Origin of the sequence: Rubrivivax gelatinosus IL144, from assembly GCF_000284255.1 — a bacterium.
Taxonomy (GTDB): Bacteria; Pseudomonadota; Gammaproteobacteria; order Burkholderiales; family Burkholderiaceae_C; genus Rubrivivax; species Rubrivivax gelatinosus_A.
Genome location: NC_017075.1, coordinates 1,711,657 through 1,736,300 on the forward strand (window position 1 = coordinate 1,711,657; position 24,644 = coordinate 1,736,300).

At 71.3% G+C, this 24,644-nt stretch carries 27 protein-coding genes; 10 read left to right on the plus strand and 17 right to left on the minus strand.

Annotated elements, in window-relative coordinates; all coding sequences use genetic code 11:
- Window positions 1–16 precede the first annotated feature (16 nt).
- The gene (locus RGE_RS24825) at window positions 17–151 is read right to left on the minus strand and encodes a hypothetical protein (protein ID WP_259373736.1); all 135 of its coding nucleotides are present in this window, start codon (window positions 149–151) and stop codon (window positions 17–19) included.
- Between the two features lie 263 nt (window positions 152–414).
- Here RGE_RS24825 and RGE_RS08140 point away from each other — a divergent pair, with 263 nt between their 5' ends.
- The 6 genes from RGE_RS08140 to RGE_RS08165 are packed head-to-tail and all read left to right on the plus strand — an operon-like array spanning window position 415 to window position 7,871.
- A complete protein-coding gene (locus RGE_RS08140) occupies window positions 415–1,704 on the plus strand; it encodes a DUF3422 family protein (protein WP_014427862.1) in 1,290 nt (429 codons plus the stop codon).
- 33 nt (window positions 1,705–1,737) lie between these two features.
- Window positions 1,738–2,733, plus strand: a complete 996-nt coding sequence (bchI, locus tag RGE_RS08145) for a magnesium chelatase ATPase subunit I (protein WP_014427863.1) — start codon at window positions 1,738–1,740, stop codon at window positions 2,731–2,733.
- Window positions 2,733–4,478, plus strand: coding sequence for a magnesium chelatase subunit D (locus RGE_RS08150; RefSeq protein ID WP_014427864.1), 1,746 nt, complete (start codon window positions 2,733–2,735; stop codon window positions 4,476–4,478). Before bchI ends, RGE_RS08150 begins: the two co-directional genes overlap by 1 nt.
- A complete protein-coding gene (gene bchO / locus RGE_RS08155) occupies window positions 4,471–5,304 on the plus strand; it encodes an alpha/beta fold hydrolase BchO (protein WP_014427865.1) in 834 nt (277 codons plus the stop codon). The genes RGE_RS08150 and bchO overlap by 8 nt, the downstream gene beginning before the upstream one ends.
- Window positions 5,305–5,337: 33 nt before the next feature.
- On the plus strand, window positions 5,338–6,867 hold the full coding sequence (locus tag RGE_RS08160; RefSeq protein WP_014427866.1) for an acyl--CoA ligase: 1,530 nt from the start codon (window positions 5,338–5,340) through the stop codon (window positions 6,865–6,867).
- A complete protein-coding gene (locus tag RGE_RS08165) occupies window positions 6,864–7,871 on the plus strand; it encodes a 2-dehydropantoate 2-reductase (RefSeq protein ID WP_014427867.1) in 1,008 nt (335 codons plus the stop codon). Before RGE_RS08160 ends, RGE_RS08165 begins: the two co-directional genes overlap by 4 nt.
- A 60-nt stretch (window positions 7,872–7,931) precedes the next feature.
- Here RGE_RS08165 and RGE_RS08170 read toward each other — a convergent pair whose 3' ends face one another.
- The 4 genes from RGE_RS08170 to RGE_RS08185 all read right to left on the minus strand — a co-directional run bounded on the left by RGE_RS08170 (window position 7,932) and on the right by RGE_RS08185 (window position 11,309).
- On the minus strand, window positions 7,932–8,366 hold the full coding sequence (locus tag RGE_RS08170) for a universal stress protein (RefSeq protein WP_014427868.1): 435 nt from the start codon (window positions 8,364–8,366) through the stop codon (window positions 7,932–7,934).
- Window positions 8,367–8,443: 77 nt separating this feature from the next.
- Entirely contained in the window at window positions 8,444–9,280 is an 837-nt protein-coding gene (locus RGE_RS08175) for a sulfurtransferase (protein ID WP_014427869.1), read from the minus strand.
- On the minus strand, window positions 9,277–10,200 hold the full coding sequence (locus RGE_RS08180) for a DMT family transporter (RefSeq protein WP_014427870.1): 924 nt from the start codon (window positions 10,198–10,200) through the stop codon (window positions 9,277–9,279). Before RGE_RS08180 ends, RGE_RS08175 begins: the two co-directional genes overlap by 4 nt.
- Window positions 10,197–11,309: an aromatic ring-hydroxylating oxygenase subunit alpha gene (locus tag RGE_RS08185; RefSeq protein ID WP_014427871.1), complete on the minus strand. Its 1,113-nt coding sequence runs from the start codon at window positions 11,307–11,309 to the stop codon at window positions 10,197–10,199. Before RGE_RS08185 ends, RGE_RS08180 begins: the two co-directional genes overlap by 4 nt.
- Before the next feature lie 225 nt (window positions 11,310–11,534).
- On the opposite strand from RGE_RS08185, the gene xseB reads away from it, so the two are divergent.
- The 4 genes from xseB to folE2 all read left to right on the plus strand — a co-directional run bounded on the left by xseB (window position 11,535) and on the right by folE2 (window position 15,552).
- Window positions 11,535–11,765 (plus strand): exodeoxyribonuclease VII small subunit, encoded by a 231-nt coding sequence (gene xseB, locus RGE_RS08190; RefSeq protein WP_014427872.1) that lies wholly within the window; start codon window positions 11,535–11,537, stop codon window positions 11,763–11,765.
- A complete protein-coding gene (locus RGE_RS08195) occupies window positions 11,750–12,640 on the plus strand; it encodes a polyprenyl synthetase family protein (RefSeq protein WP_014427873.1) in 891 nt (296 codons plus the stop codon). The genes xseB and RGE_RS08195 overlap by 16 nt, the downstream gene beginning before the upstream one ends.
- 108 nt (window positions 12,641–12,748) lie before the next feature.
- Window positions 12,749–14,635 (plus strand): 1-deoxy-D-xylulose-5-phosphate synthase, encoded by a 1,887-nt coding sequence (dxs, locus tag RGE_RS08200; RefSeq protein ID WP_014427874.1) that lies wholly within the window; start codon window positions 12,749–12,751, stop codon window positions 14,633–14,635.
- Window positions 14,636–14,751: 116 nt separating this feature from the next.
- Window positions 14,752–15,552 (plus strand): GTP cyclohydrolase FolE2, encoded by an 801-nt coding sequence (gene folE2, locus RGE_RS08205; RefSeq protein ID WP_014427875.1) that lies wholly within the window; start codon window positions 14,752–14,754, stop codon window positions 15,550–15,552.
- 21 nt (window positions 15,553–15,573) lie between these two features.
- Here folE2 and fliR read toward each other — a convergent pair whose 3' ends face one another.
- From fliR to fliG, 12 genes are all read right to left on the minus strand, one after another.
- Complete coding sequence (gene fliR / locus RGE_RS08210; RefSeq protein WP_014427876.1) at window positions 15,574–16,335, minus strand: flagellar biosynthetic protein FliR; 762 nt, start codon at window positions 16,333–16,335, stop codon at window positions 15,574–15,576.
- A 22-nt stretch (window positions 16,336–16,357) separates the two neighbouring features.
- Entirely contained in the window at window positions 16,358–16,627 is a 270-nt protein-coding gene (fliQ, locus tag RGE_RS08215; RefSeq protein WP_014427877.1) for a flagellar biosynthesis protein FliQ, read from the minus strand.
- Window positions 16,628–16,638: 11 nt separating this feature from the next.
- Complete coding sequence (fliP, locus tag RGE_RS08220; RefSeq protein ID WP_014427878.1) at window positions 16,639–17,400, minus strand: flagellar type III secretion system pore protein FliP; 762 nt, start codon at window positions 17,398–17,400, stop codon at window positions 16,639–16,641.
- The gene (locus RGE_RS08225) at window positions 17,390–17,743 is read right to left on the minus strand and encodes a FliO/MopB family protein (RefSeq protein WP_014427879.1); all 354 of its coding nucleotides are present in this window, start codon (window positions 17,741–17,743) and stop codon (window positions 17,390–17,392) included. Before RGE_RS08225 ends, fliP begins: the two co-directional genes overlap by 11 nt.
- Before the next feature lie 8 nt (window positions 17,744–17,751).
- On the minus strand, window positions 17,752–18,186 hold the full coding sequence (fliN, locus tag RGE_RS08230; RefSeq protein WP_014427880.1) for a flagellar motor switch protein FliN: 435 nt from the start codon (window positions 18,184–18,186) through the stop codon (window positions 17,752–17,754).
- Window positions 18,179–19,183 carry a flagellar motor switch protein FliM gene (fliM, locus tag RGE_RS08235; RefSeq protein WP_014427881.1) on the minus strand — a complete coding sequence of 335 codons (1,005 nt, stop codon included), beginning with the start codon at window positions 19,181–19,183 and terminating at the stop codon, window positions 18,179–18,181. Before fliM ends, fliN begins: the two co-directional genes overlap by 8 nt.
- Window positions 19,184–19,193: 10 nt before the next feature.
- Entirely contained in the window at window positions 19,194–19,796 is a 603-nt protein-coding gene (locus tag RGE_RS08240) for a flagellar basal body-associated FliL family protein (protein ID WP_014427882.1), read from the minus strand.
- Between the two features lie 154 nt (window positions 19,797–19,950).
- Window positions 19,951–21,051 (minus strand): flagellar hook-length control protein FliK, encoded by a 1,101-nt coding sequence (locus RGE_RS08245; RefSeq protein ID WP_014427883.1) that lies wholly within the window; start codon window positions 21,049–21,051, stop codon window positions 19,951–19,953.
- An 18-nt stretch (window positions 21,052–21,069) separates the two neighbouring features.
- Window positions 21,070–21,525 (minus strand): flagellar export protein FliJ, encoded by a 456-nt coding sequence (fliJ, locus tag RGE_RS08250; RefSeq protein WP_014427884.1) that lies wholly within the window; start codon window positions 21,523–21,525, stop codon window positions 21,070–21,072.
- A gap of 1 nt (window position 21,526) precedes the next feature.
- Window positions 21,527–22,936, minus strand: a complete 1,410-nt coding sequence (gene fliI / locus RGE_RS08255; protein ID WP_014427885.1) for a flagellar protein export ATPase FliI — start codon at window positions 22,934–22,936, stop codon at window positions 21,527–21,529.
- Complete coding sequence (locus RGE_RS08260) at window positions 22,933–23,655, minus strand: FliH/SctL family protein (RefSeq protein ID WP_014427886.1); 723 nt, start codon at window positions 23,653–23,655, stop codon at window positions 22,933–22,935. Before RGE_RS08260 ends, fliI begins: the two co-directional genes overlap by 4 nt.
- Window positions 23,639–24,634 (minus strand): flagellar motor switch protein FliG, encoded by a 996-nt coding sequence (gene fliG, locus RGE_RS08265; protein ID WP_043783911.1) that lies wholly within the window; start codon window positions 24,632–24,634, stop codon window positions 23,639–23,641. Before fliG ends, RGE_RS08260 begins: the two co-directional genes overlap by 17 nt.
- Window positions 24,635–24,644 lie beyond the last annotated feature (10 nt).

Consider the following 24,644-nt stretch of genomic DNA (forward strand, 5'->3'; position numbering starts at 1 on the left):
CTCGGCAACGACCGACTCAGGTCGCCGGGCTGGTGATGCCCAGGCAGTTGTTGCAGCGGCCCAGGCCGCGCAGGCGCGGATCGGGCTTGCCGTCGCCCGTCTTGAAGTTGGCGTGGCACTTGATGCACACGTACATCTTCGAGCTGGACATCATCGGCTTGACGCCGGGTTCGGCATTCGGACGGGCAGCGGTGTACTCGGCCTGGGTCTGACGGAGTTTCGGGCCTTGTGGGGCGGAATTGGACGGTGCTGCGGAACGGCGGGTGGCCATGGCGCTTTATCGGGGGCTCGGGGGCCTCGTGCTATCGCTAACCCCTTATTGTCCGCTGAAATGGAGGCACTCCGCTGCTTGATCCGTGTCGCCTCGATCGATCAGGGGGGATGCCATACTTCGCAACCCTCAGGTCACCTCTGATGCCGCAGCTTCCACCCGACTATCCAGGTCGTTTCGAACTCGCCGACGAAGTCCACGCCCGGCCGCCCGAGCCTCTGGAACTGCCGTCGCGTGCGACCTATGTGGCCGTGATGGTCGACCCGGTCGATCGCGAGTCCGAACGCGCCCACGTCGTGCGTCTGTTCGAGGCTTTCGGCGTCGAGCCGCCGGATGCCGGGCTGACACAGTTCAGCGCTTCGCTGGGCGAGCTGCGCATCAAGTGGGAGCGCCACGGCGAGTTCTCCGGCTACGTCTTCCTGCTGCCGGGCCTGAGCCCGACGCCGTTCACCGAGCCGGCGACGACGCGCCTGCCGGCCGGCTGGCTGGAGACGATTCCCGGCCAGACCATCGTCGCCGCGCACGCCAAGCTCGTCGCCGGTGCCGAGGCGGTGCCCGATCCGCAGGCCCTCAGCGACCACTTCGCCGGCAACATCGTCGTCGGCTCGTCGATCGGCGAGGGCGCGGGTTACGCCTTCACCGACTTCAAGATCCACGCCGACGGCTGCGCGCGTTTCGTGCTGATGGACCGCGGCCTGACGCCGCGCCAGGCCGGCCGCATGCTGCAGCGCCTGCTGGAGATCGAGGCCTACCGCATGCTCGCGCTGCTGGCGCTGCCGATGGCGCGCGAGCAGCTGCCGCGCATCGTGCAGATCGAACGCTCGCTCGAGACGCTGACCGGGGCCATCGCCCACGAAGGCGCCGACGAGGAGCGGCTGCTGCAGGAGCTGACGCGCACCGCGGCGCAGATCGAGCACGAGCTCACCGCGACCCAGTACCGCTTCGGCGCCACGCGCGCCTATGCCGAGCTGGTGCGCACCCGCATCGCCGAGTTGCGCGAGGTACGCATCCCCGGCACGCAGACCATCGAGGAGTTCATGGCCCGGCGCTTCACGCCGGCCGTGGCCACCTGCAACACCGTCTCGCAGCGCCTGCACGAGCTGGCCGACCGCGTCGCCCAGGCCAGCGGCCTGCTGGCCACGCGCGTGGGCATCGCCCGCGAGAAGCAGAACCAAGCGCTGCTCGCGTCGATGAACCGGCGCGCGCAGCTGCAGCTGCGGCTGCAGAAGGCGGTCGAAGGGCTGTCGATGGCGGCCATCGTCTACTACGCCGCCGGCCTCGTCGGCTACGTCGTCAAGGGCGGCAAGGCCGCCGGGCTGCCGCTGGACGCCGAGCTGATCGTCGGCCTGTCGATCCCGGTGCTGGCCGGCGTCGCCTACCTCGTGCTGCGGCGCGCCCGCCGCCACCTCGCCTCCAGCGAGCGTGATTCCTGAAGAACTCCGACCCTCCTGAAAGCCCGTTTCCTCATGAAGTTGACGTATCCCTTCTCGGCCATCGTCGGCCAGGACGAGATGAAGCTCGCCATCCTCATCGCCGCGGTGGACCCGAGCGTGGGCGGGGTGCTGGTCTTCGGCGACCGCGGCACCGGCAAGTCGACCGCCGTGCGTGCGCTGGCGGCGCTGCTCCCCAAGATGAAGGCCGTCGTCGGCTGCCCCTACAACCGCGACCCGGCGCTCGAGCCTGCCGACGCGCCCAAGCCCAAGACGCACCAGGTGCCGGTGCCGGTCGTCGACCTGCCGCTGGGTGCCACCGAAGACCGCGTCGTCGGCGCGCTCGACCTGGAGCGTGCGCTGTCGCAAGGCGTCAAGGCTTTCGAGCCCGGCCTGCTGGCGCGCGCCAACCGCGGCTTCCTGTACATCGACGAAGTCAACCTGCTCGAAGACCACCTGGTCGACCTGCTGATCGACGTCGCCGCCTCGGGCGAGAACGTCGTCGAGCGCGAAGGCCTGTCGGTGCGCCACCCCGCGCGCTTCGTGCTGGTCGGCTCGGGCAACCCGGAAGAAGGCGAACTGCGGCCGCAGCTGCTCGACCGTTTCGGCCTGTCGGTCGAGGTCAAGACGCCGACCGACATCCCGGTGCGCATCGAGATCGTGCGCCGCCGCGACGCCTTCGAACGCGACCCCGAGGGCTTCACCGAGAAGTGGAAGGCCGAGGACGACAAGATCCGCCGCCGCATCCTGGCCGCGCGCAAGCGCCTGGAAGACGTGCAGGTGCCCGACGCGGCGCTGGAGCGCGCCGCCCAGCTGTGCATGAAGCTCGGCACCGACGGCCTGCGCGGCGAGCTGACGCTGATGCGTGCCGCGCGCGCGCTGGCCGCGATCGACGGCGACAAGGCCGTCGGCGACAGCCAGCTGAAGCGCATCGCCGCGCCGGCGCTGCGCCACCGCCTGCGCCGCAACGTGCTCGACGACGCCGGTTCCACGGTGCGCGTGGATCGCGCGGTGCAGGAACTGTTCGCCTGATGTCCTCCAAGGCCTGGGAAGACGCCACGCTGGCGGCGGCGGTGTTCGCCGTCGACCCGGCGGGCATCGGCGGCGTGCACCTGCGCTCGCCGGCCGGCCCGGTGCGTGACCGCTGGCTCGCGGCGCTGTCGCGCGCGCTGCCGGCGCCGCCGCGGCGCATGCCGGTGGGCATCGCCGACGACCGCCTGCTCGGCGGCCTGGACCTCGCCGGCACTCTGCAGGCCGGGCGCCCGGTCGCGCAGCGTGGCCTGCTCGCCGACGCCGACGGCGGCGTCGTGCTCGCGGTGATGGCCGAGCGCCTGCCGCCGGGCACCGCGGCGAAGATGGCCGCGGTGATGGACCGCCAAGAGGTCGTCGTCGAACGCGACGGCGTCGCGCTCTCGCACCCGACACGTTTCGGCGTCGTCGCCTTCGACGAAGGCGGCCCCGACGACGACCCGGTGCCGATCGCGCTGACCGACCGCCTGGGGCTCAAGCTCGACTTCACGCAGATCCCGCCGCGCGAGGCGCCGGAGATCGACTTCGGCGACGTCTCCGACGCGCGCGCGCTGCTGCCGCGCGTGCGCTGCGGCGACGAGGCGCTGCAGGCGCTGGTGCAGGCCGCCGTCGCGCTGGGCATCGCCTCGCTGCGCGCGCCGCTGCACGCCTTGCGCGTGGCCTGCGCGCACGCCGCGCTGAACGGCCGCGAGACCGTCGAGGCCGAGGACGCCGCCGCAGCAGCGCGCCTGGTGTTCGCGCCGCGCGCGACGCAGCTGCCGGCGCCGCCCGAGCAGGAAGCCCCGCCCGAGGAGCCGCCGCCTCCGCCGCCGGATCAGCAGGACCCGAACCAGGACCCGCCACCGCCGGACGACGAGCAGCAGGCCGAAGAGCTGAAGGGCCCGATGGAAGACCAGGTGCTCGACGCCGTGCTCGCGTCGCTGCCGCCGGCGCTGCTGGCGCAGATGCAGGCCGACTACGCCTCGCGCGAACGCGCGCGTTCGTCGGGCAAGTCGGGCGCGCTGCACAAGGGCGGCCACCGCGGCCGGCCGTCGGGCATCCGCCGCGGCGAGCCCAAGGCCGGCCAGCGCCTGAACCTGATCGCGACGCTGCGCGCTGCCGCGCCCTGGCAACGGGTGCGCGGCGCCATCAAGCCGCGTGTGCAGGTGCGGCCCGACGACTTCCACGTCACGCACTACCGCCAGCGGCGCGAGACGACGACGATCTTCGTCGTCGACGCCTCGGGCTCGTCGGCGCTCAACCGCATGGCCGAGGCCAAGGGCGCGGTCGAGCTGCTGCTGGCCGACTGCTACGTGCGGCGCGACAAGGTGGCGGTGATCGCCTTCCGCGGCAAGGCCGCCGAACTGCTGCTGCCGCCGACACGTTCGCTGGTGCGCGCCAAGCGCAGCCTGGCCGGCCTGCCCGGCGGCGGCGGCACGCCGCTGGCGGCGGCCGTCGATGCCGCCGGGGCGCTGGCCGAGTCGATCCGCCGGCGTGGCGACACGCCGCTGGTGGTCTTCCTGACCGACGGCCGCGCCAACGTCGCGCTCGACGGCACCGGCGGGCGCCCCAAGGCCGAGGCCGATGCGCTCGACGCGGCCAAGCGCATGCTGGCCAGCGGCGCGGCGACGATGCTGATCGACACTTCGCCGCAGCCGGCGGCGCAGGCGCGCAAGATCGCCGGCGCGATGCAGGCCACCTACATGCCGCTGCCTTACGCCGGCGCGCAGACCCTGTCGCAGGTGGTGCGCGCACGCGCCGGTGGCTGAAGACCGCCGCTTCGTCAACGCCGCCGGCCTGCGCTGGCACGTCGAACGTTCCGGGCGCGGCCCGGGCACGATGCTGCTGCTGCACGGCACCGGTGCGTCGGCGCACAGCATGGCGGCGCTGGGCGAACGCCTGGCCTGGCGCTGGCGCCTCGTCGCGCCTGACCTGCCGGGCCACGGCGAGACCAGCCGGCCGACGCCCGGGCAGCTGACGCTGCCCGGCATGGCCGCCGCGGTCGGCGCGCTGCTGGCCGAGATGAAGCTAGCACCCGACGTCGTCGTCGGCCACTCGGCCGGCGCCGCGGTCGCGGTGCGCATGGTGCTCGACGGGCTGGTGAAGCCCTCGGTCGTGGTGTCGATCAACGGCGCCTTCCTGCCGTTCGGCGGCCGTGCGGCGGCGCTGCTGTCGCCGCTGGCGCGGCTCCTGTACGCGCAGCGCTGGGTCTCGCACCTGTTCGCGCGCCGCGCCGAGGATCCGGCGGTCGTGCGCCGCTTGATCGAAGGCACCGGCTCGCACCTGGACCAGGACGGGCTGGACGCCTACCGGGCGCTGATGACACGCCCCGGCCACGCCGAGGCCGCGCTGGGCATGATGGCCCACTGGGACCTGAGCACGATGGAGCAGGATCTGCGCCGTTTCCCGGTGCCGCTGTGGCTGATCACCGGGCTGCGCGACCGCGCGGTGCGGCCGTCGCAGGCGCGGCGCGTGGCGGCGCTGTGCCCGCGTGCGCTCTTGCTGCCACTGCCAGGTGTCGGCCACCTTGCACACGAGGAAGCCCCCGACGCCGTCGCTCGCCTGCTCGGGACGCTGCCGTCGCCAGCGGTATAAACGCCCGACGCATCCGTTTCCGAGGAGTACCCGATGCACCAGACCCTGGAGGCGCTGCTGCGGGCCGGCGCCGAAGACGCCGTCGCGCTGGCCGCTCCCGGCCGCGCGCCGCTCAACTACCGCGGCCTTCGCGCGCAGATCGCCGGCACCGTTTCGACGCTGAACACGCTGGGCGTGGGCCGCGGCGACCGCGTCGCCATCGTGCTCGCCAACGGCCCCGAGATGGCGAGCTGCTTCGTCGCCTGCGCCAGCGGCGTCGCCAGCGCGCCGCTGAACCCGGCCTACCGCGCCGAGGAGTTCGAGTTCTACCTGTCGGACCTGCGCGCCAAGGCGCTGATCGTCGAACGCGGCAGCGCCTCGCCGGCGGTGGCGGTCGCCGAACGCCTGGGCGTGCGTGTGCTCGACCTCGTCGTCGCCGACGGCGCGCCGGCCGGCAGCTTCACGCTGGTGCCGCGCGACGGCTCTGCCGCCAGCACGCCGACGGCCGACGGCGGCGAGGCCCAGCCCGGCGACGTCTCGATGGTGCTGCACACCTCGGGCACGACCTCGCGGCCGAAGATCGTGCCGCTGTCGCAGGCCAATCTGGCGGCGTCGGCGCAGCACATCCGCGACACGCTGCAGCTGACGCCGGCCGACGGCGGGCTCAACGTGATGCCGCTGTTTCACATCCACGGCCTGATCGCCGGCGTGCTGGCGCCGCTGTCCGCGGGCTCGCGCATCTTCTGCACGCCGGGCTTCGACGCGCTGAAGTTCTTCGGCTGGATGGACGAGGCCGCGCCCACCTGGTACACGGCGGTGCCGACGATGCACCAGGCGATCCTCGGCCGCGCGCGGCGCAACGCCGAGGTCATCGCGCGGCATCCGCTGCGTTTCCTGCGCTCGTCCTCGTCGTCGATGCCGCCGCAGGTGATCCGCGAACTCGAAGAGGTGTTCGGCGCGCCGCTGATCGAGGCCTACGGCATGACCGAGGCCACGCACCAGATGGCCTGCAACCCGCTGCCGCCGGCCGTGCGCAAGCCCGGCAGCGTCGGCCCGGCGGCGGGGCCCGAGATCGCGATCATGGACGAGCACGGCACGCTGCTGCCGCGCGGCGCGGTCGGCGAGATCGTCATCCGCGGCCCCAACGTCACCGCCGGCTACGAGTCCAACCCCAAGGCCAACGCCGAGGCCTTCACCAACGGCTGGTTCCGCACCGGCGACCAGGGCACGCTGGACGCCGAGGGCTACGTCACGATCACCGGGCGCTTGAAGGAGATCATCAACCGGGGCGGCGAGAAGATCAGCCCGCGCGAGATCGACGAGATCCTGATGGACCACCCGGCCGTCGCCCAGGTCGTGTGCTTCGGCATGCCGCACCCGAAGCTGGGCGAGGAGGTCGCCGCCGCCGTCGTGCCGCGTGAAGGCCAGCAGCCCAGCGAACGCGAGCTGCAGGACTTCGTCGCCGCGCGTGTCGCCGACTTCAAGGTGCCCAAGCGCATCCTGTTCATGGCCGAGATCCCCAAGGGCGCGACCGGCAAGCTGCAGCGCATCGGCATGGCCGCCAAGCTGGGGCTGGGCGGATGAAGATCACGATCGTCGGCGCCGGCGCGATCGGCGGCTATCTGGGCGCACGGCTTTCGGCCGCGGGCGAAGACGTCAGCTTCATCGCGCGCGGGCGCAACCTGGAGGCGATCCGCGCGCGCGGCTTCCGCCTGATCCTCGAAGACGGCAGCGAACTCGCGGCGCCCGAGGCACGCGCTTTCGAGCGCACCGAGGACGCCGGGCCGCAGGACGTCGTCGTGCTGGCGGTCAAGGCGCACCAGGTCGCCGACCTGCTGCCCGGGCTGCCGGCGCTGCTGGCGCCGCACACCAGCGTCGTCACGATGATCAACGGCGTGCCCTGGTGGTACTTCCACAAGCTCGCCGGCCCCTACGAAGGGCGCCAGCTGCAGAGCGTGGACCCGGGCGGACGCATCGCCGCGGCGATCGCGCCGGAGCGCATCCTCGGCGGCATCGTCTACCCGGCGGCCGAGCTCGTCGAGCCGGGGCTGGTGCGTGTCGTCGAAGGCAACCGCTTCACGATCGGCGAGCCCGACGGCAGCCGCAGCGAACGGGTCGAGGCGCTGTCGCAGGCGCTGATGAAGGCCGGCTTCAAGGCGCCGGTGGCGCGCGACATCCGCGCCGAGCTCTGGGTCAAGCTCTGGGGCAACCTGTGCTTCAACCCGATCAGCGCGCTGACGCACGCGACGCTGGAAGACATCACCCGCTTCGGCCCGACACGGGCGCTGGCCGCCGCGGCGATGGCCGAGGCCCAGGCGGTGGCCGAGGCGCTGGGCGTGCGTTTTCGCATCACGCTGGAGCAGCGCCTGGCCGGTGCCGAGGCGGTGGGCGCGCACAAGACCTCGATGCTGCAGGACGTCGAACACGGCCGCGCGCTGGAGCTGGAGGCGCTGGTCGGCGCGGTGGCCGAACTCGGCCGTATCGTCGGCCGGCCGACGCCGACGGTGGATGCGCTCTACGCGCTGGCCTCGCTGCTGGCGCGCACGCTGGCGGCACAGAAAGGCCGGCTGGCGCTGCAGCCGGCCTGAGGCGGCCCAAAGAAAAACCCCGCCGGACGGCGGGGTTCAACACGAAATCGGAGCGTGCGTTCAGCGCACGACCAGCACCGGCAGCGTGCTGTGCGTCAGCACCTTCTGCGTCTCGCTGCCCAACAGCAGCGCGCTGACGCCGCGGCGGCCGTGCGAGGCCATGACGATCAGGTCGCAGTTCTGGTTCGTCGCGTGTTCGATGATCGCTTCCCAGGGGTGCAGCGCCTCGATCGTGTGGCCGCTGCAGGGCACCTTGACGGCGCCGGCGGCCTCGATGACGGCCTTCACGCGCGACGAGGCGATGCGTTCCTGCGCGTCGTAGAACTCCTGCGGCGGCACCGGCTGCATCTCCGAGATCGCGCTGTACGGGAAGGGCTCCTTGACGCCGATGACGAACAGTTCGGCGCCGGCGAGCTGGGCCAGCTCCAGAGCCGTCTGGACCGCCTTGGCCGTGATCTCGGAGCCGTCGGTGGGGACCAGGATGCGCTTGTACATGGAGACTCCTTGGGGTTCGATGTTTCGAGTGTTCTGCAGGGTCGGCGTTCCTGCAAGCGGGATCGGATTGATGAACGTCAGCCGCGGGCGATCGGCCGCGAGGGATCGCGGCACCACTCGCTCCACGAGCCGGGATACAGCCGCATGCCCTCGAAACCGGCATGCGCCATCGCCAGCAGGTTGTGGCAGGCGGTGACCCCGCTGCCGCACTGCAGCACCACCTGCTCGGCCGGCGTCGCCCAGCGTTCGATCTCGGCGCGCAGCAGCGGCGCCGGCTTGAAGCGGCCGTCGGCCTGCAGGTTGTCCTTGAAGCAGCGGTTGGTCGCGCCCGGGATGTGGCCGCCGACCGGGTCGATCTGCTCGACCTCGCCGCGGAAACGTTCGCCGGCGCGCGCGTCGACGACGCGCACGTGGCCCAGCGCGGCCAGCAGCGACTCGGCGGTGATCGTCGCCATCGCCGGTTCGCGGGTCATCGGGTAGGGCGGGCGGGCGGCCAGTGCGGCGGTCGCGGTCACGAGTTCGCCGCCGGCGGCCGTCCAGGCGGCCGGGCCGCCGTCGAGCACCGCGACCTTCTCGTGGCCCAGCCACTTCAGCATCCACCAGGCGCGCGCCGCGTACGGGCCGCCCTGGGCGTCGTAGCAGACGACCTGGGTCTCGGGGGCGATGCCCCAGGCGCCGACGGTCGCGGCGAAAGCCTCGCGCGTGGGCAGCGGATGGCGGCCGTGGCTGCCGTCGCCCTTGGGGCCGGACAGGTCGCGCTCCAAGTGGGCGTAGATCGCGCCCGGCAGGTGGCCGGCGGCGAAAGCACGTTCGCCGGCGGCCGGGTCGCCGAGGTCGAAGCCGCAGTCGAGCACGACGATGCCGGCCGGCGCGGCGCGCAGGTCCTCGGCGCTCACGAGGGTGGTGAAGCTCATCTCAGGTCTCCGTGGATGTCCGTGGAAGAGGTGACGCGCGGCGTGCGTGCCAGCCAGGTGGCGGCGATGCCGGCGCCGACGATCAGCGCCATGCCGGCCAGCGCCGACAGCGTGACCGGGTCGTCGAACAGCCAGACGCCGAAGCCGAAGGAGAACACGATGCCCAGGTATTGCAGCACCGCGTTGGTCATCGCCTGGCCGATCGCGTAGGCGCGTGTCAGCATCAGCTGTGCCGCCGAAGCGAGCGCGCCGGTGGCGAGCAGCAGCAATGCGCCGCGCAGGGTGTGCGGATGCGGCCCGCCGCCGACGAGCATCAGCAGCGCACCGGCCGCGACGCCGGCGACGGAGAAGTAGAAGACGATGCGTTCTTCGGGCTCGCCGGCCTGACCCAGCGAACGCACGTGCAGATAGGCGCGCGCCGACAGCAGCCCCGACACCAGTCCGGCCAGACCGTGCAGCAGCTGGCGTGTCTCGAGCGTGGGTTGGAGGATCAGCGCGACGCCGCCGAAACCGGCCAGCACCGCGATCACCAGCCTCGCGTCCGGCCGCTGGCCGCTGCCCCAGGCGGCGCCGACGACGAAGACCGCGACCCACACCGACGAGGTGTAGTTCAGCGTCATCCCGGTGGCCAGCGGCAGCGCGCCCAGGGCGTAGAACCACAAGCACATGCCGCCGAGGCCGGCGGCGCTGCGCTGCAGGTGCAGCCAGGGCACGCGCGTGGCCAGCGACGTGCGGCCGGCGCGCAGCATCAGCGCCATCAGCACGACGCCGACGGCCGAGCGGTACATGACGATCTCGCCGGCGCCGTACTGCGCCGAGGCGAGCTTGACGCACAGCCCCATGGCCGCGAACAGGAAGGCGGCGCCCGTGATCAGCAGGGGCGCGCGCAGCGGCCCGGGGGCCGCGCGCGTGCGGCTCATCGTGCGAGCTTCATCTGCCGCCGGTACCACTCGTGGAACTGTTGCATGCCGTCTTCCATCGGGCTCTGGTAGGGCCCGACCTCGTTGTCGCCGCGCTCCATCAGCGCGCGGCGGCCGGCGTCCATTCTCTCCGCGATCTCGTCGTCCTCGACGCAGGTCTCCATGTAGGCGGCCTGCTGGGCCTCGACGAACTCGCGCTCGAACAAGGCGATCTCCTCGGGGTAGAAGAACTCGACCAGGTTCAGCGTCTTGCGCGGGCCCTTGGGGAACAGCGAGGACACGACGAGCACGTGCGGATACCACTCGACCATGATCGTCGGGTAGAGCGTCAGCCACACCGCGCCCTGCGCCGGCGGCTGGCCGGCGCGGTAGGCGAGCAGCGCGTCGTGCCAGCGGCGGTAGACCGGCGAGCCCGGCCGCGCCAGCGCCTGGTGCACGCCCACCGTCTGCACCGAGTGGTGCGCGCCGAACTCCCAGCTCAGGTCGTTGCAGGTGACGAACGAGCCCAGCCCCGGGTGGAACGGGCCGACGTGGTAGTCCTCGAGGTAGACCTCGATGAAGGTCTTCCAGTTGTAGTCGCACTCGTGCACCACGGCGCGGTCGAAGACGTAGCCCGAGAAGTCGAGCAGCGGCTGCGGCGCCATGCCGGCCAGGTCGGCGGCGATGTCGCGCCCGTTGTCCTCGAACAACAGCCCGTTCCAGGCGCGCAGCGGGTACTGCTTCAGGTTCAGGCAGGGGTCTGCGGGGAAATGCGGCGCGCCGACGAGCCGGCCTTCGAGGTCGTAGGTCCAGCGGTGCAGCGGGCAGACGATGCCGCCCTGGGTGCGGCCGCGGCCCTTGAGCATGATCGCCTGGCGATGCCGGCAGACGTTGGAGACGAGCTCGATGCCGCGTTCGTGGCGCACCAGCGCGCGGCCCTCGCCTTCGTGCACGAGGGCGTGGTAGTCGCCTGTGGCGGGGACGGCGAGCTCGTGGCCGACGTAGCGCGGTCCGGCATCGAAGATGAGTTTCTGTTCCTGCTGGAACAGACCCTCGTCGAAATAACTGGTGACGGGAAGCTGAGACGTGCTTCGCTCGAGAGCTTCGAGACTGATGCTCAGGTCAGACATGATCCGAGGGGATCCTCCGTGACGGATGTCCAAACCCCCGCCCGGTGGCCCCGCGGGCGGGCATGGCGCCTGACGCTCGACGCCCCTCGGCGGCGTCGCATGGTTTCGTCAGGCGAACCGAACATTGTACCGGCCGGGGTGCCCGCGGTCCGGGGCAGGTGGAGTGCCCGAGCGCGGCAGTCCCGTGTGTCTAGAATGCCCGGCTTGCTGTCACGTTCCCACCGAATGTCGTCCGTCCCCGCCCCGCAGGAGCCCGCCAGCTACGAGGAAGCCGTCGCCGAACTGGACCGCCTGGTCCAGCGCATGGAGACCGGCCAGATGCCGCTGGACCAGTTGCTCGACGGCTACAGGCGCGGCAGCGAACTGCTGACCTTTTGTCGTAACCGGCTGCAGGCGGTCGAGGAACAGGTCAAGCTACTTGACGATGGACAGCTGAAGACATGGAGCGCACCCTGAACTTCGATCACTGGGCGCGACACCAGCTCGACGCGGTGGAAGCCGCACTCGAGACCTGGGTTCCCGAAGATGCCCCCGCCGGCCTCGGCGAGGCGATGCGCTACGGCGTGCTCGACGGCGGCAAGCGGCTGCGGCCGCTGCTCGTGCTCGCCGCCTGCGAGGCGCTGGGCGGTTCGCGCGAAGCCGCGCTGCGCAGCGCCGCGGCGGTGGAACTGATCCACGCCTACTCGCTGGTGCACGACGACATGCCCTGCATGGACAACGACGTGCTGCGCCGCGGTAAGCCGACGGTGCACGTGAAGTACGGCGAGGCCCAGGCGATGCTCGCCGGCGACGCGATGCAGGCGCTGGCCTTCGAGATCCTCACCCCCGACGAAGGCGTCGAGCCGGTGCTGCAGGCACGCCTGGTGCGCCTGCTGGCGCGCGCCGCGGGCCACGCCGGCATGGCCGGCGGCCAGGCGATCGACCTCGCCAACACCGGGCGGATGCTCGACGAGGCGACGCTGCGCGAGATGCACCGCAAGAAGACCGGCGCGCTGCTGCTGGCCAGCGTGCAGATGGGGGCGGCCTGCGGTTCGCCGACGCCCGCCACCTGGCAGGCGCTGTCGGTCTACGGCGAAGCGATCGGTCTGGCCTTCCAGGTCGTCGACGACATCCTCGACTGCACCCAGGCCTCCGACAAGCTCGGCAAGACCGCCGGCAAGGACCAGGAGGCCAACAAGCCGACCTACGTCTCGGTGCTCGGCCTGGAGCCCGCCCGCCGCTACGCGCAGGAACTGCGCGCGCAGGCGCTCGCGGCGCTCGAGCGCAGCGGCCTGGCCGATGTCGCGGCCCTGGCCGCGATCGCCGACAAGGTGGTGGAACGCGAGAACTGAACTGACGGCTTGATCCCCGTTGCCGGCCGTTGGGAGGCGGACGGCGGCGGGAGCGGTTCGTGGTGCCGTCATCGGCGCCGCGGCTCGTCCAGCGCGGTGGAAACTGACATGAGCAAATATCTCGATTCGATCCAGACGCCCGCCGACCTGCGCCGCATGTCGCGCAGCGACCTGCCCGGGCTCGCGCGCGAAGTGCGCGAGTTCGTGCTGAACACCGTCAGCCAGACCGGGGGTCACCTCGGCAGCAACCTGGGCACGGTGGAACTGACGGTCGCGCTGCACTACGTCTTCAACACGCCGCACGACCGCATCGTCTGGGACGTCGGCCACCAGACCTATCCGCACAAGGTGCTGACCGGCCGGCGCGAGCGCATGCACACGCTGCGCCAGCTCGGCGGCATCGCCGGCTTCCCGCGCCGCGACGAGAGCGAGTACGACACCTTCGCCACCGGCCACAGCTCGACCAGCATCAGCGCCGCGCTGGGCATGGCGCTGGCGGCCAAGCAGAAGGGCGAGGACCGCAAGGCCATCGCCGTCATCGGCGACGGCTCGATGACCGCCGGCATGGCCTTCGAGGCGCTGAACAACGCCGGCGTGCCGCATGCCGGCGTCAACGCCGACATCCTCGTCGTGCTCAACGACAACGACATGTCGATCAGCCCGCCGGTGGGCGCGCTGAACAAGCACCTGGCGCGGCTGATGAGCGGCAACTTCTACGCCGCCGCGCGCGAAGGCGCCAAGGCCGTGCTGAAGGCCGCGCCGCCGCTGTTCGAGCTGGCGCGCCGCTTCGAGGAGCACGCCAAGGGCATGGTCGTGCCGGGCACGATCTTCGAGGAGTTCGGCTTCAACTACGTCGGCCCGATCGACGGCCACGACCTCGACGCGCTGATCCCGACGCTGGAGAACCTGCGCAACAAGAAGGGCCCGCAGTTCCTGCACGTGGTCACGAAGAAGGGCTACGGCTACAAGATGGCCGAGGCCGACCCGGTCAAGTACCACGCCGCCAGCGGCCGCTTCAACCCGGCCGAGGGCTTCCCCAAGAGCAGCGGCGGCAAGCCGACCTTCACCCAGGTCTTCGGCCAGTGGCTGTGCGACATGGCCGAGGCCGACGAGCGCCTCGTGGGCATCACGCCGGCGATGCGCGAAGGCTCGGGCATGGTCGAGTTCCACAAGCGCTTCCCGCGCCGCTACCACGACGTCGGCATCGCCGAGCAGCACGCGGTGACCTTCGCCGCCGGTCTGGCCTGCGAAGGGCTCAAGCCCGTGGTCGCGATCTACAGCACCTTCCTGCAGCGCGCCTACGACCAGCTGGTGCACGACGTCGCGCTGCAGAACCTGCCGGTGGTCTTCGCGCTCGACCGCGGCGGCATCGTCGGTGCCGACGGCCCGACGCACGCCGGCGTCTACGACATCGCCTTCATCCGCTGCATCCCGAACTGCGCGCTGCTCGCGCCCAGCGACGAGAACGAGTGCCGCCAGGCGCTGACCACGGCCTACCGCCGCGACCAGCCGGTGGCCGTGCGCTACCCGCGCGGCAGCGGCTGCGGCGCCGAGATCGAGACCGGCCTCAGCGAATGGGAGTGGGGCAAGGGCGTCGTGCGCCGCGAAGGCCAGCGCATCGCGATCCTGGCCTTCGGCACGCTGCTGCACCCGGCGCTGGCCGCCGCCGAGAAGCTCGGCGCGACGGTCGTCGACATGCGCTTCGTGAAGCCGATGGACGAGGCCCTGGTGCTCGAGATGGCGCGCCGCCACGAGGCCCTGGTCACCGTCGAGGAAGGCTGCGTGATGGGCGGCGCCGGCAGTGCGGTGCTCGAATGCCTGGCCGCCGCCGGGGCGACGACGCCGGTGCTGCAGCTGGGCATCCCCGACCGCTTCGTCGAACACGGCGACCCGGCCAAGCTGCTGTCCATGCTGGGCCTGGACGCCGCCGGCATCGAGGCCTCGATCCGCAAGCGCTTCGGCAGCCGCCCGGCGCTGGCCGCGGTCAACGGCTGATCCGCCTGCCACCCGACGACGAAGGCCGCCTGCGGGCGGCCTTCGCCTTGATTGAACGCTGCGTGGAAACCCTTGCACCGACCGTTGCGCCGAACGCAGGCATCATTCAGTCCGAGATGACGAACCTGACCGACGCCCTCCACATCCCCGACACCCAGAGCGCACGCGACGAGCGCCACGTCGCGATCCAGCGCGTCGGCGTCAAGGACGTGCGCTATCCGCTGCAGCTGCGCGTCGCCGGCGCGGTGCAGTCGACGGCCGCGTCCTGGACGCTGGACGTCGCGTTGCCGGCCGAGCAGAAGGGCACGCACATGTCGCGCTTCGTCGCCTGGCTGGACGCGCTGGACGAGCCGCTGGACGCCGCCGCGCTGGCGCGCCGCCACGCGACGATGCTCGAGAAGCTGGGCGCGCGCGAAGGCCGCGTCGAGGCCGCGTTCTCGTTCTTCCTGAGAAAGCGCGCCCCGGTCTCCGGTCTGCAGAGCCTGCTCGACTACCAGGGCCGCTGGATCGCCGAGACGCGACTGGACGGCGAGACGACGAAGACGACGCTGTGGGCCGAGGTCGCGGTGCCGGTGAAGAGCCTGTGCCCGTGCTCCAAGGAGATCTCCGACTACGGCGCGCACAACCAGCGCTCGATCGTCACGATCCGCATCGAGCTGCTGCAGCCGGTCGAGTGGCACGAACTCGTGCGTTTCGCCGAGGACGAGGCTTCCAGCGAGATCTGGCCGATGTTGAAGCGCGGCGACGAGAAGTGGGTCACCGAGCGGGCCTACGAGAACCCGAAGTTCGTCGAGGACCTGGTGCGCGACGTCGCGCTGCGCCTGAACCGCGACGCGCGCATCGGCCGCTACGTGGTCGACGTCGAGAACTTCGAGTCGATCCACAACCACTCGGCCTGGGCGCGAATCGAACGCTGAGGCGGCCGCAGGCCGCCGAGGCTACTGGAACAAGGCCAGCAGCCGCTCCAGCGCGACGGTGAACGGCGCCTGCATGCCCGGCAGCGTCAGCAGGATGCCCAGCAGGCCGACGCCCAGCGTGATCGGGAAACCGACGGCGAAGACGTTCATCTGCGGCGCCACGCGCGACACCGCGCCGAGCACGATGTTGACGAACAGCAGCATCGCCAGCAGCGGCAGCGCGATCCACAGCCCGGTCGAGAAGATCTCCGCGGCCCAGAGGTGCGGCCGCGCTTCCTTCAGGAAGGCGAAGGGTTCCGGCCCGACCGGAAACGCCGTGAAGCTCTGCACCAGCGCGGCGATGACCAGCAGGTGGCCGTTGATGACGATGAACAGCCACGCGATCGTCGTGCCGTAGAAGCGGCTCGTCGCGGTGGCGGTGCCGCCGCGGATCGGGTCGAAGAAGCCGGCGAAGTTCAGCCCCATCTGCAGGCCGATGATCTCGCCGGCGAACTCGACGGCGGCGAAGACGACGCGCACCGCGAAGCCCATCGACAGCCCGATCAGTACCTGCTGCACGATCAGCACGAAGGCGATCGGCGAGTCCAGCGGCACCGGGTCCACCGGCGGCATCGAGGGCTGGGCGGCGAAGGCGATGAGCCCGGCCAGGCCGATGCGCACGCGTGTCGGCACGGTGCGCGTGCCCAGCACCGGCATCGCGGTGAACAGCGCCAGCGCGCGCAGGAAGGGCCAGATCAGCGGCGTGATCCAGCCGAGGATCTGCGCTTCGTCGAAGCTGATCACGCGCGGCCCGTCGGTACGGCGTTCAGCCGACCACGCTCGGGATCGACTGCAGCGTGCGCTGCAGGTACTCGACCAGCGTCGTGATCATCCACGGCCCGGCGAAGCCGAGCACGGCGCCGGCGGCGACGATCTTGGGCACGAAGCTGAGCGTGGCCTCGTTGATCTGCGTGGCCGCCTGCAGCACGCTGACGACCAGGCCGACGGCCATCACGACCAGCAGCACCGGGGCGGACACGAGCAGCAGCAGGTACAGGCCCTGCTGGCCCATCGAGAGGACTTGTTGTGCGTCCATGCGGGCGGCTTTCAGGTGACGAAGGAGGAGGCGAGCGAGCCGAGCAGCAGGTTCCAGCCGTCGGCCAGCACGAAGAGCATCAGCTTGAACGGCAGCGCCACCAGCACCGGCGACAGCATCATCATCCCCAGGCTCATCAGCACGCTCGCGACGATCATGTCGATGATCAGGAACGGGATGAAGATCATGAAGCCGATCTGGAACGCGCTCTTCAACTCGCTGGTGACGAAGGCCGGCACCAGCACGCGCAGCGGCACGTTCTCGCTCTTTACCTCGGCCGGCAGCTTGGCCAGCTTGGCGAAGAGCTGCACGTCGCTCTGGCGCGTCTGCTTGAGCATGAACTCGCGCATCGGCACCTCGCCGCGCTTCAGGGCTTCGTCGAAGGCGATCTGGTTCTCCGAGAAGGGCTTGTAGGCCTGGTCGTAGACGCGGTCCAGCGTCGGCGACATCACGAAGAAGGTCAGGAACAGGCTCATCCCGATGATGACCTGGTTCGGCGGTGCGGCCTGCGTGCCCAGCGCCTGGCGCAGCAGCGACAGCACGATGACGATGCGCGTGAAGCCGGTCATCAGCAGCAGCGTCGCCGGGATGAAGGACAGCGCGGTGAAGAACAGCAGCGTCTGGATCGGCACCGAGTAGCTGGCGCCGCCCGGGCCCTGGCCGACGAGCAGCGGCAGGCCGCCGCCCGGCGCCTGCTGGGCGAAGGCCGCGGCTGCCGGCAGCGCCAGCAGGGCGGCCGTGCCGAGCGCGCGGACGAGGCGGTCAGCGCGCATCGTGGTCCCCGCGGCCCTGCAGTCGGCCGAGCATCTGGCCGAAAGGCGTGGCCGCGCCATTGGCCGGCGTCGGCGCTTCGTCCTGCGGCGCCATCGTGTGCAGCGTGCTGATCGAGCCCGGCGTCACGCCGAGCACCAGCCAGCGGCGCTCCTCGCCGCTGCCGACCTCGACGGTGACGATGCGCTGCGTGTTCGACAGCGGCAGCGCGGCGACGGTGCGCATGCCGGCCGACGAGGCGTTGCGGCCCATCGGCGTGCGCCGCAGCAGCCACAGCGCGACCGGGATCAGCGCGATGACCGCAGCGAAGGAGAAGAGGGCGCCGAGTCCGGCGGAAGCATCCATGAGGGTCCTCAGGTGCGCGACAGGCGGCGCATGCGTTCGCTGGGCGTGACGATGTCGGTGAGCCGGATGCCGAACTTGTCGTTGACGACGACCACCTCGCCCTGGGCGATCAGGTAGCCGTTGACGAGCACGTCCATCGGTTCGCCGGCCATCGCGTCGAGCTCGACGACCGAGCCCTGCGCGAGCTGCAGGATGTGCTTGATCGGGATGCGCGTGCGGCCGAGTTCGACGGTGAGCTGGACGGGGATGTCCAGGATCATGTTGATGTCGTTGCCCGAGCCGGAAGTGGGCGCCGACGTGCTGAAGTTCGTGAACGCCGCCGGCGCCACCGTCTCGGCCGGCCCGCGCACCTCGGAGGCGACCTCGGGTTCCTTGCTCTCGGCGAGCGCGGCCGCCCACTCCGCGGCCATGCGGTCCTCTTCGGACATGTTGGTGTCAGCCATGGTTTTGCTCTCCGAGCCAGCCCACGTTCGAGCTGGTCAGCAGTCGGTCGATCTTGATCGCGTAGCGGCCGTTGGACGTGCCGTAGTGACAGTCGAAGACGGGCACGCCGTCCACCTTCGCCTGGATCATCGGGTCGAGGTCGAGCTCGATGAAGTCGCCCGGCTTGAACGACAGCAGCTGCTCGACGGTGGCCGGGGCGTGGCCCAGCTCGGCGACGAGGTCGACCTCGGCGGCCTGGATCTGGTGCTTGAGCAGGTTGACCCAGCGCCGGTCGGGTTCGGCCGAGTCGCCCTGGATCGTCGAGTACAGGACGTCGCGGATCGGCTCCAGCGTCGAGTACGGGATGCAGAAGTGCACCGAGCCCGAGGTGTCGCCGATCTCCAGCGTGAACGCGGTGGAGACGACGATCTCGCTGGGCGTGGCGATGTTGGCGAACTGCGGCTGCATCTCCGAGCGCTGGTACTCCAGCTCGAGCGGGTAGATGCCGTGCCAGGCCTTCTTGTACTCGCCGATGATGCATTCGACGAGGCGCAGGATGACGCGCAGCTCGGTCGGCGAGAAGTCGCGGCCCTCGATGCGCGTGTGGAACTTGCCGGCGCCGCCGAACAGCGCGTCGATGACGGCGAAGACCACGTTCGGGTCGCAGACGATCAGCCCCGAGCCGCGCAGCGGCTTCACCGACACGAGGTTGAAGTTCGTCGGCACGACGATCTCGCGCAGGAAGGCGCTGAACTTCTGCACCTTGATGCCGCCGATCGAGACTTCCGGCGACTTGCGGATCAGGTTGAACAGGCCGACGCGGATGTTGCGGGCGAAGCGCTCGTTGATCACCTCCATCGTCGGCATGCGTCCGCGGACGATGCGCTCCTGGGAGGAGAGGTCGTAGTCGCGGATGCCGCCGGCGGTCTGCTCTTCCTGCTCGAGCTTCTGGCTTTCGCCGGTGATGCCCTGCAGCAGTGCGTCGACTTCGTCCTGCGAGAGGATCTGCTGGTTCATCGAGCGGGTGTCACTGGATGATGAAGTTCGAGAAGTGAACGGCCGAGATCGGCATCTCCTCTTCCTTCTTCTTTTTCTTCTTCTTCGGCTTGTCCTCGTCGGCAGCGGCGGCCTCGTCGGAGGGTTCCTCGACCTCGTAGCCCATCGCGCGCGAGGTCTCGCGGCGCACCTGCTCGGCGAACTTGGCCTTGCCTTCGCGGTCGGAGAGCTGGGCGGCGGTCTTGTCGGCCAGCGCCATCAGGATGTTGTTGCGGATCGCCGGCATGTAGGCCTTGATCGTGTCGCCCATGTGGGCGTCGGCCACTTCCAGCGTGATGCCGACCTGGGCATAACGCTCGGCGTCGCGGTCGGCGAGGTTCACGGTGAACGGGTCCAGCGGCACGAAGGTCGGCGCGGCCTTGGGGTCGTGCTTGGCGGCGGCCTTGGCGGGAGCGGCCTCGTCGGCGGTCTCCTCGGTGTCGGCGGCCTTCTTCTTCATCATGAAGACCGCGGCACCACCGCCGATCGCGAGCACGGCGACGAGCGCGCCGACGATGATCAGCAGCTTCTTCTTGCCTTTCTTCGGCGCGACCGCGTCGGTTGCGGCGGCAGCGGCGGGGGCGGCGGTGGCCATCGGACGGACTCCTTCCAGTCGGGACCCCGTCGTGGCCAGGCCGGCCTTCGACGGGTTTGGAAGGAATTATTCGGGCCGCGGCCCGCGGCGAAAGCGCCGATAAGCGGCCCGAAAGCCCGGCTTAAACCGCTGGCGCCGGACGCGCCGGGCCGGCTCAGGCGTAGGTGTCGAGCACGCCGCGCGTGCGCCGCTGCGGTGCCGCGGCCAGCGCGGCGTCGTCGCCGGACTCGCCGCCGCGCGCGCCGGCGACGCCGGCCGGGCCGCGGTTGCCGGGTTCGCCGCCGGCGTCTCGTTCGCCGCCCTGGCGCTGCTCGAAGACGCCGCCGCCGGTGAGCGTCAGGCCGGCTTCCTGCAGCGCGCTGGCCAGGCTGGGCAGCGCCTGCTCGAGCGCCTGGCGGGTGTCGGCCTGCTGCGCGGCCATCACGACCTGGGCGTTGTTGCCTTCGACCTGGATCTGCACCGTGATCGGGCCCATCTCGGCCGGGTTGAGCTGCAGCCGCGCTTCCTGCACGCCGTCGCGCAGCATCACGCTGACCTGGGCCGACAGCCCGGGCGCGAAGTCCGGCGAGCCCACCGGCGCGGCGATCTGGCCGGCGTAGGGCGTGGCGGTGGCAGCGGCGCGTGCGTCGGGGGCGGCGGCCTGCTGCGCCGGCGCCTGCGCGGCCTGCGGGCTGAAGGCGGCCAGTTCGGCGCGGAAGTCGGCACGGCGCTCGCCGCCGGCGGCTTCGGCCGGCGCGGCCTTGGCCTCGGCGGCACCGGCCTTCAGCGCTGCGGCGAGATCGGTCTTGGCACTCGCGGCACCGGTGTGGCCGCGGCCGGCAGCGGCGGTGCCGCCGGCGGCTTCGCCTTCGCTGCGCGTGGCGCCGCCGCGGGCGGCGTTGCCTCGGGCTGCGGCGGCCGCGGCGCGGGCCGCCGGATTCAGCAACCCGGCCAGCAGCGCCGAGACGTCGCCGGGGGCCGTGTCCTCGTCCTCGCCCTCGGCGTCGGCCTTGCGCGTGTCTGTCTCGTCCTTCGCCGCCTTGCCGTCGTCGGCGCGCTTGGTTTCGCTGCCGGGCTTGTGCGCGGCCTTGTTCTCCTGGGCGCGGTCGTTGCGGTCGGCCTGGCGGGCCTCGGCGCGGCGTGCGCCCTGGCCGTCGTCGGCGGCGCGGCCCAGTTCGCGGGCGAAGGCCCCGGGCTCGGTGTTCTGGCGCGCGGCCGTCTGCGGCGCCGGTGCGGCGGGGGACGGGTTGACGTTGGCGATGGCGGCGGTCGTCATGGCGGTCGGGCGGTTGGACTAGTGCTGGGCCGATTCGGCCTGGCTGGCGCGCCAGCGGATCTGCTGGGCGGTCTCGTCGGTCTGGCGCTGGTCGCGGCGGGCCTGCACGCGCTGGCGCTCGAGCTCGCGGCGTTCGATCAGCTTGCGCACCGAGGCGACACGGGTCTCGGCGGCGACCAGGCGCTGGCGCAGGCGCTCGAGGTTGGCCTTGGCGGTCTCGATCTGCTGCTGCTGCTGCACCAGGGCCTCGTCGATGCGGTCGCCGAAGCTGCGGTAGCAGTGCAGGATCTCGACCGCGCCGAGCTGGCGGAACTGCGTCGACCAGCGGTTCTGGTACTCGCCGCGGTAGCCGTCGAGCTGCTCGGCCTGCGCCTGGGCGCGGCGGGCGTGTTCCTCGGCGCGCTGCACGGCGGCCTGGATCTGGTCGCGCTCGGACTCGGCTTGTTCGAGCAGGGTGGCCAGGGCGGTGCTCATGTCAGGTCCTCACGATCGCGAGCAGTTCCTCGCGGCTGGCGTCCAGGTCGGCGCATTCGCGCATGTCCTGCTGCAGCAGCGCGACGATCTGGCCGTGCAGGCGCACGGCGGTGTCGAGTTCGGCGTCATGGCCGGGGGCGTAGGCGCCGAGCTGGATCAGGTCGCGCGCCTTGTTGTACTTGGCCAGCAGCTGGCGCAGCTTGCGTGCGGCGACGATGTGCTCCTGCGGCGCCACCGAGGTCATCACGCGCGAGATCGAGCGCTCGACGTCGATCGCCGGGTAGTGGCCCGACTCGGCGAGTTCGCGCGACAGCACGATGTGGCCGTCCAGGATGCCTCGCGCCGCGTCGGCGATCGGGTCCTGCGGGTCGTCGCCTTCGGTCAGCACGGTGTAGAACGCGGTGATCGAGCCGACGCCGTTCAGGCCGTTGCCGCTGCGTTCGACGAGCTGCGGCAGCTTGGCGAAGACGCTGGGCGGGTAGCCCTTGGTGGCCGGCGGCTCGCCGATGGCCAGCGCGATCTCGCGCTGCGCCATCGCGTAGCGCGTCAGGCTGTCCATCAGCAGCAGCACGTGCTGGCCGCGGTCGCGGAAGTGCTCGGCGATCGCCGTGGCATAGCTCGCGCCCTGCATGCGCACCAGCGGCGGTGCGTCGGCCGGCGCGGCGACGACGACGCTGCGGCGGCGGCCTTCGTCGCCGAGGATGTCCTCGATGAACTCCTTGACTTCGCGGCCGCGCTCGCCGATCAGGCCGACGACGATGACGTCGGCGGCGGTGTAGCGCGCCATCATGCCCAGCAGCACCGACTTGCCGACGCCGGTGCCGGCGAACAGGCCCAGGCGCTGGCCGCGGCCGACGGTGAGCAGGGCGTTGATCGAGCGCACGCCGGTGTCCAGCGCCTGGCGCACCGGGTCGCGGTCCATGGCGTTGATCGGGCGGCGGATCATCGGCTGGGCGTGCACGTCGGCGATCGGGCCGCCGCGGTCCAGCGGGTGGCCGTGCGAGTCGACGACGCGGCCCAGCAGTCCCTCGCCCATCGGCAGGTGCAGGCCGCGGTCCTCGCTGCGCCGCCAGGGGTGGTTCTCGACGCCGAAACGCGGCGGCACGCGCGGCGCCGGGCGCGGGATGACGCGCGCGCCGCTGGCCAGGCCGTGCAGGTCGCCGGTGGGCATCAGGAAGGCGCGGTCGCCGTTGAAGCCGACGACCTCGGCCAGCACCGGCGGCTGCCCCGGCTGGCGGATCTCGCAGATCGAGCCGACCGGGACGCGCACGCCGGCGGCCTCGAGCACCAGCCCGGTGACGCGCAGCAGCGTGCCCACCGCTTCCAGCGGCTGCGGCGCGGCGGCGAAGTCCTGCAGGTCGGCCAGGTAGCGCGACCACTTGCGCGCGCGGGTGTCGGCGACCGGGGTCATGGCGTCGGCTCCCAGGGCTCGTCGCTGCCCAGCACCGAGGCGGCCTGGGTCCAGCGCGAGGCGATGCGCGCGTCGATCGAGCCGACGTCGGAGTCGACCAGCACGCCGCCGCGTTCGATGGTCTCGTCGGCCAGCAGCCGCGCGCCGCGCGCCGTCAGCGCCTCCTCGGCGCCTTCGGCGACCAGCGGCAGGTCGTTGGGGTGCACGCGCACGGTGATGTGGCGTGCGCTCAGCAGCACGTTGTTGACGGCCTCGGCGGCGACGCGCGCCACCAGCGAGGGGTCGACGCGCAGCTCGCTGCGCAGCACCTGGCGCGCCAGCTGCACCGCGGTGCGGGCCACGGCCTCGGCGATCTCGGCGTCGAGCCGGTCGAGCTGGGCGTTGAAGCTGTTGACGACGGCGCCGACCTGCGAGGTCGCCTGCGCCGCGAAGCTCTGCTTGAAGCCTTCGAGCGCGACCAGCCCGTCGCGGTAGCCGTCGTGGTAGCCGGCCTGGCGCGCGGCGGCGATCTTCGCCTGCCATTCCTCGGGCGTCGGCTCGGGCGGCGCGACCGGTTCGGCCGGCATCTCCGGCTCGGGCTCGCCGTGGAACGAGCCCGGCTTCCAGGCGGCGAAGTCGCCCAGCTCCTCGCGCGGGATGAAGCGCGTGTAGGCGCTCGCCGGCTTGCTGCCCTGCGGCGGCGGGACGTTGCGGAACCCGTGTTTAGACGAACTGCTCATCACCACCGCTGCTCAGCATGATCTGCCCTTCGTCGGCGAGGCGGCGGACGGTCTTGAGCATTTCCTTCTGTTCGGCCTCGACCTCGGACAGCCGCACCGGACCGCGCGACTCGAGGTCTTCGCGCAGCGTCTCGGCCGCGCGAGTGGACATGTTCTTGAAGATCTTCTCGCGCAGGCCCGGCGTGGCGCCCTTGAGCGCGACGATCAGCGACTCGGACTGCACCTCGCGCAGCAGCGCCTGGATGCCCTTGTCGTCGATCTTCTCCAGGTCGTCGAAGGTGAACATGTTGTCCATGATCTTCTGAGCCAGCTCGTTGTCGGCCTCGCGCACGAAATCGAGCACCGAGGTCTCCACCGAGCTTCCCAGCATGTTGAGGATCTCGGCGGCCGCCTTGACGCCGCCGAGCGTGCTCTTTTTCATGCGATCGCCGCCGGCGAGCACCTTGCTCATCACTTCGTTGAGGTCCTTGAGCGCCGCCGGCTGGATGCCGTCGAGCGTGGCGATGCGCACCAGCACCTCGTTCCTCTGGCGCTCGGTGAACTGCTTGAGCACTTCGGCGGCCTGGTCGAACTCCAGGTGCACCAGGATCGCGGCGACGATCTGCGGGTGCTCGTGGCGCAGCAGCTCGGCCACCGAGCTGGCGTCCATCCACTTCAGGCTCTCGATGCCGGTGACGTCGCTGCCCTGCAGGATGCGGTCGATCAGCAGCGCCGCCTTGTCCTCGCCCAGCGCCTTGCGCAGCACCGACTTCACGTACTCGTCGGTGTCGGGCACGAGGATGTGCTCGCGCTCGGCGACCTCGGTGAACTTCTCCAGGATGGTGTCGACGCGCTCGCGCGGCACGGCCTTCATCTTGGCGATCGTCTCGCCCAGGCGCTGCACTTCCTTCGGGGCGAGGTGCTTGAAGACCTCGGCGGCCTCCTCCTCGCCCAGCGACATCAGCAGGATCGCGGCGTCTTCCAGCCCTTCGTCGTCCATCGGCGCAGCC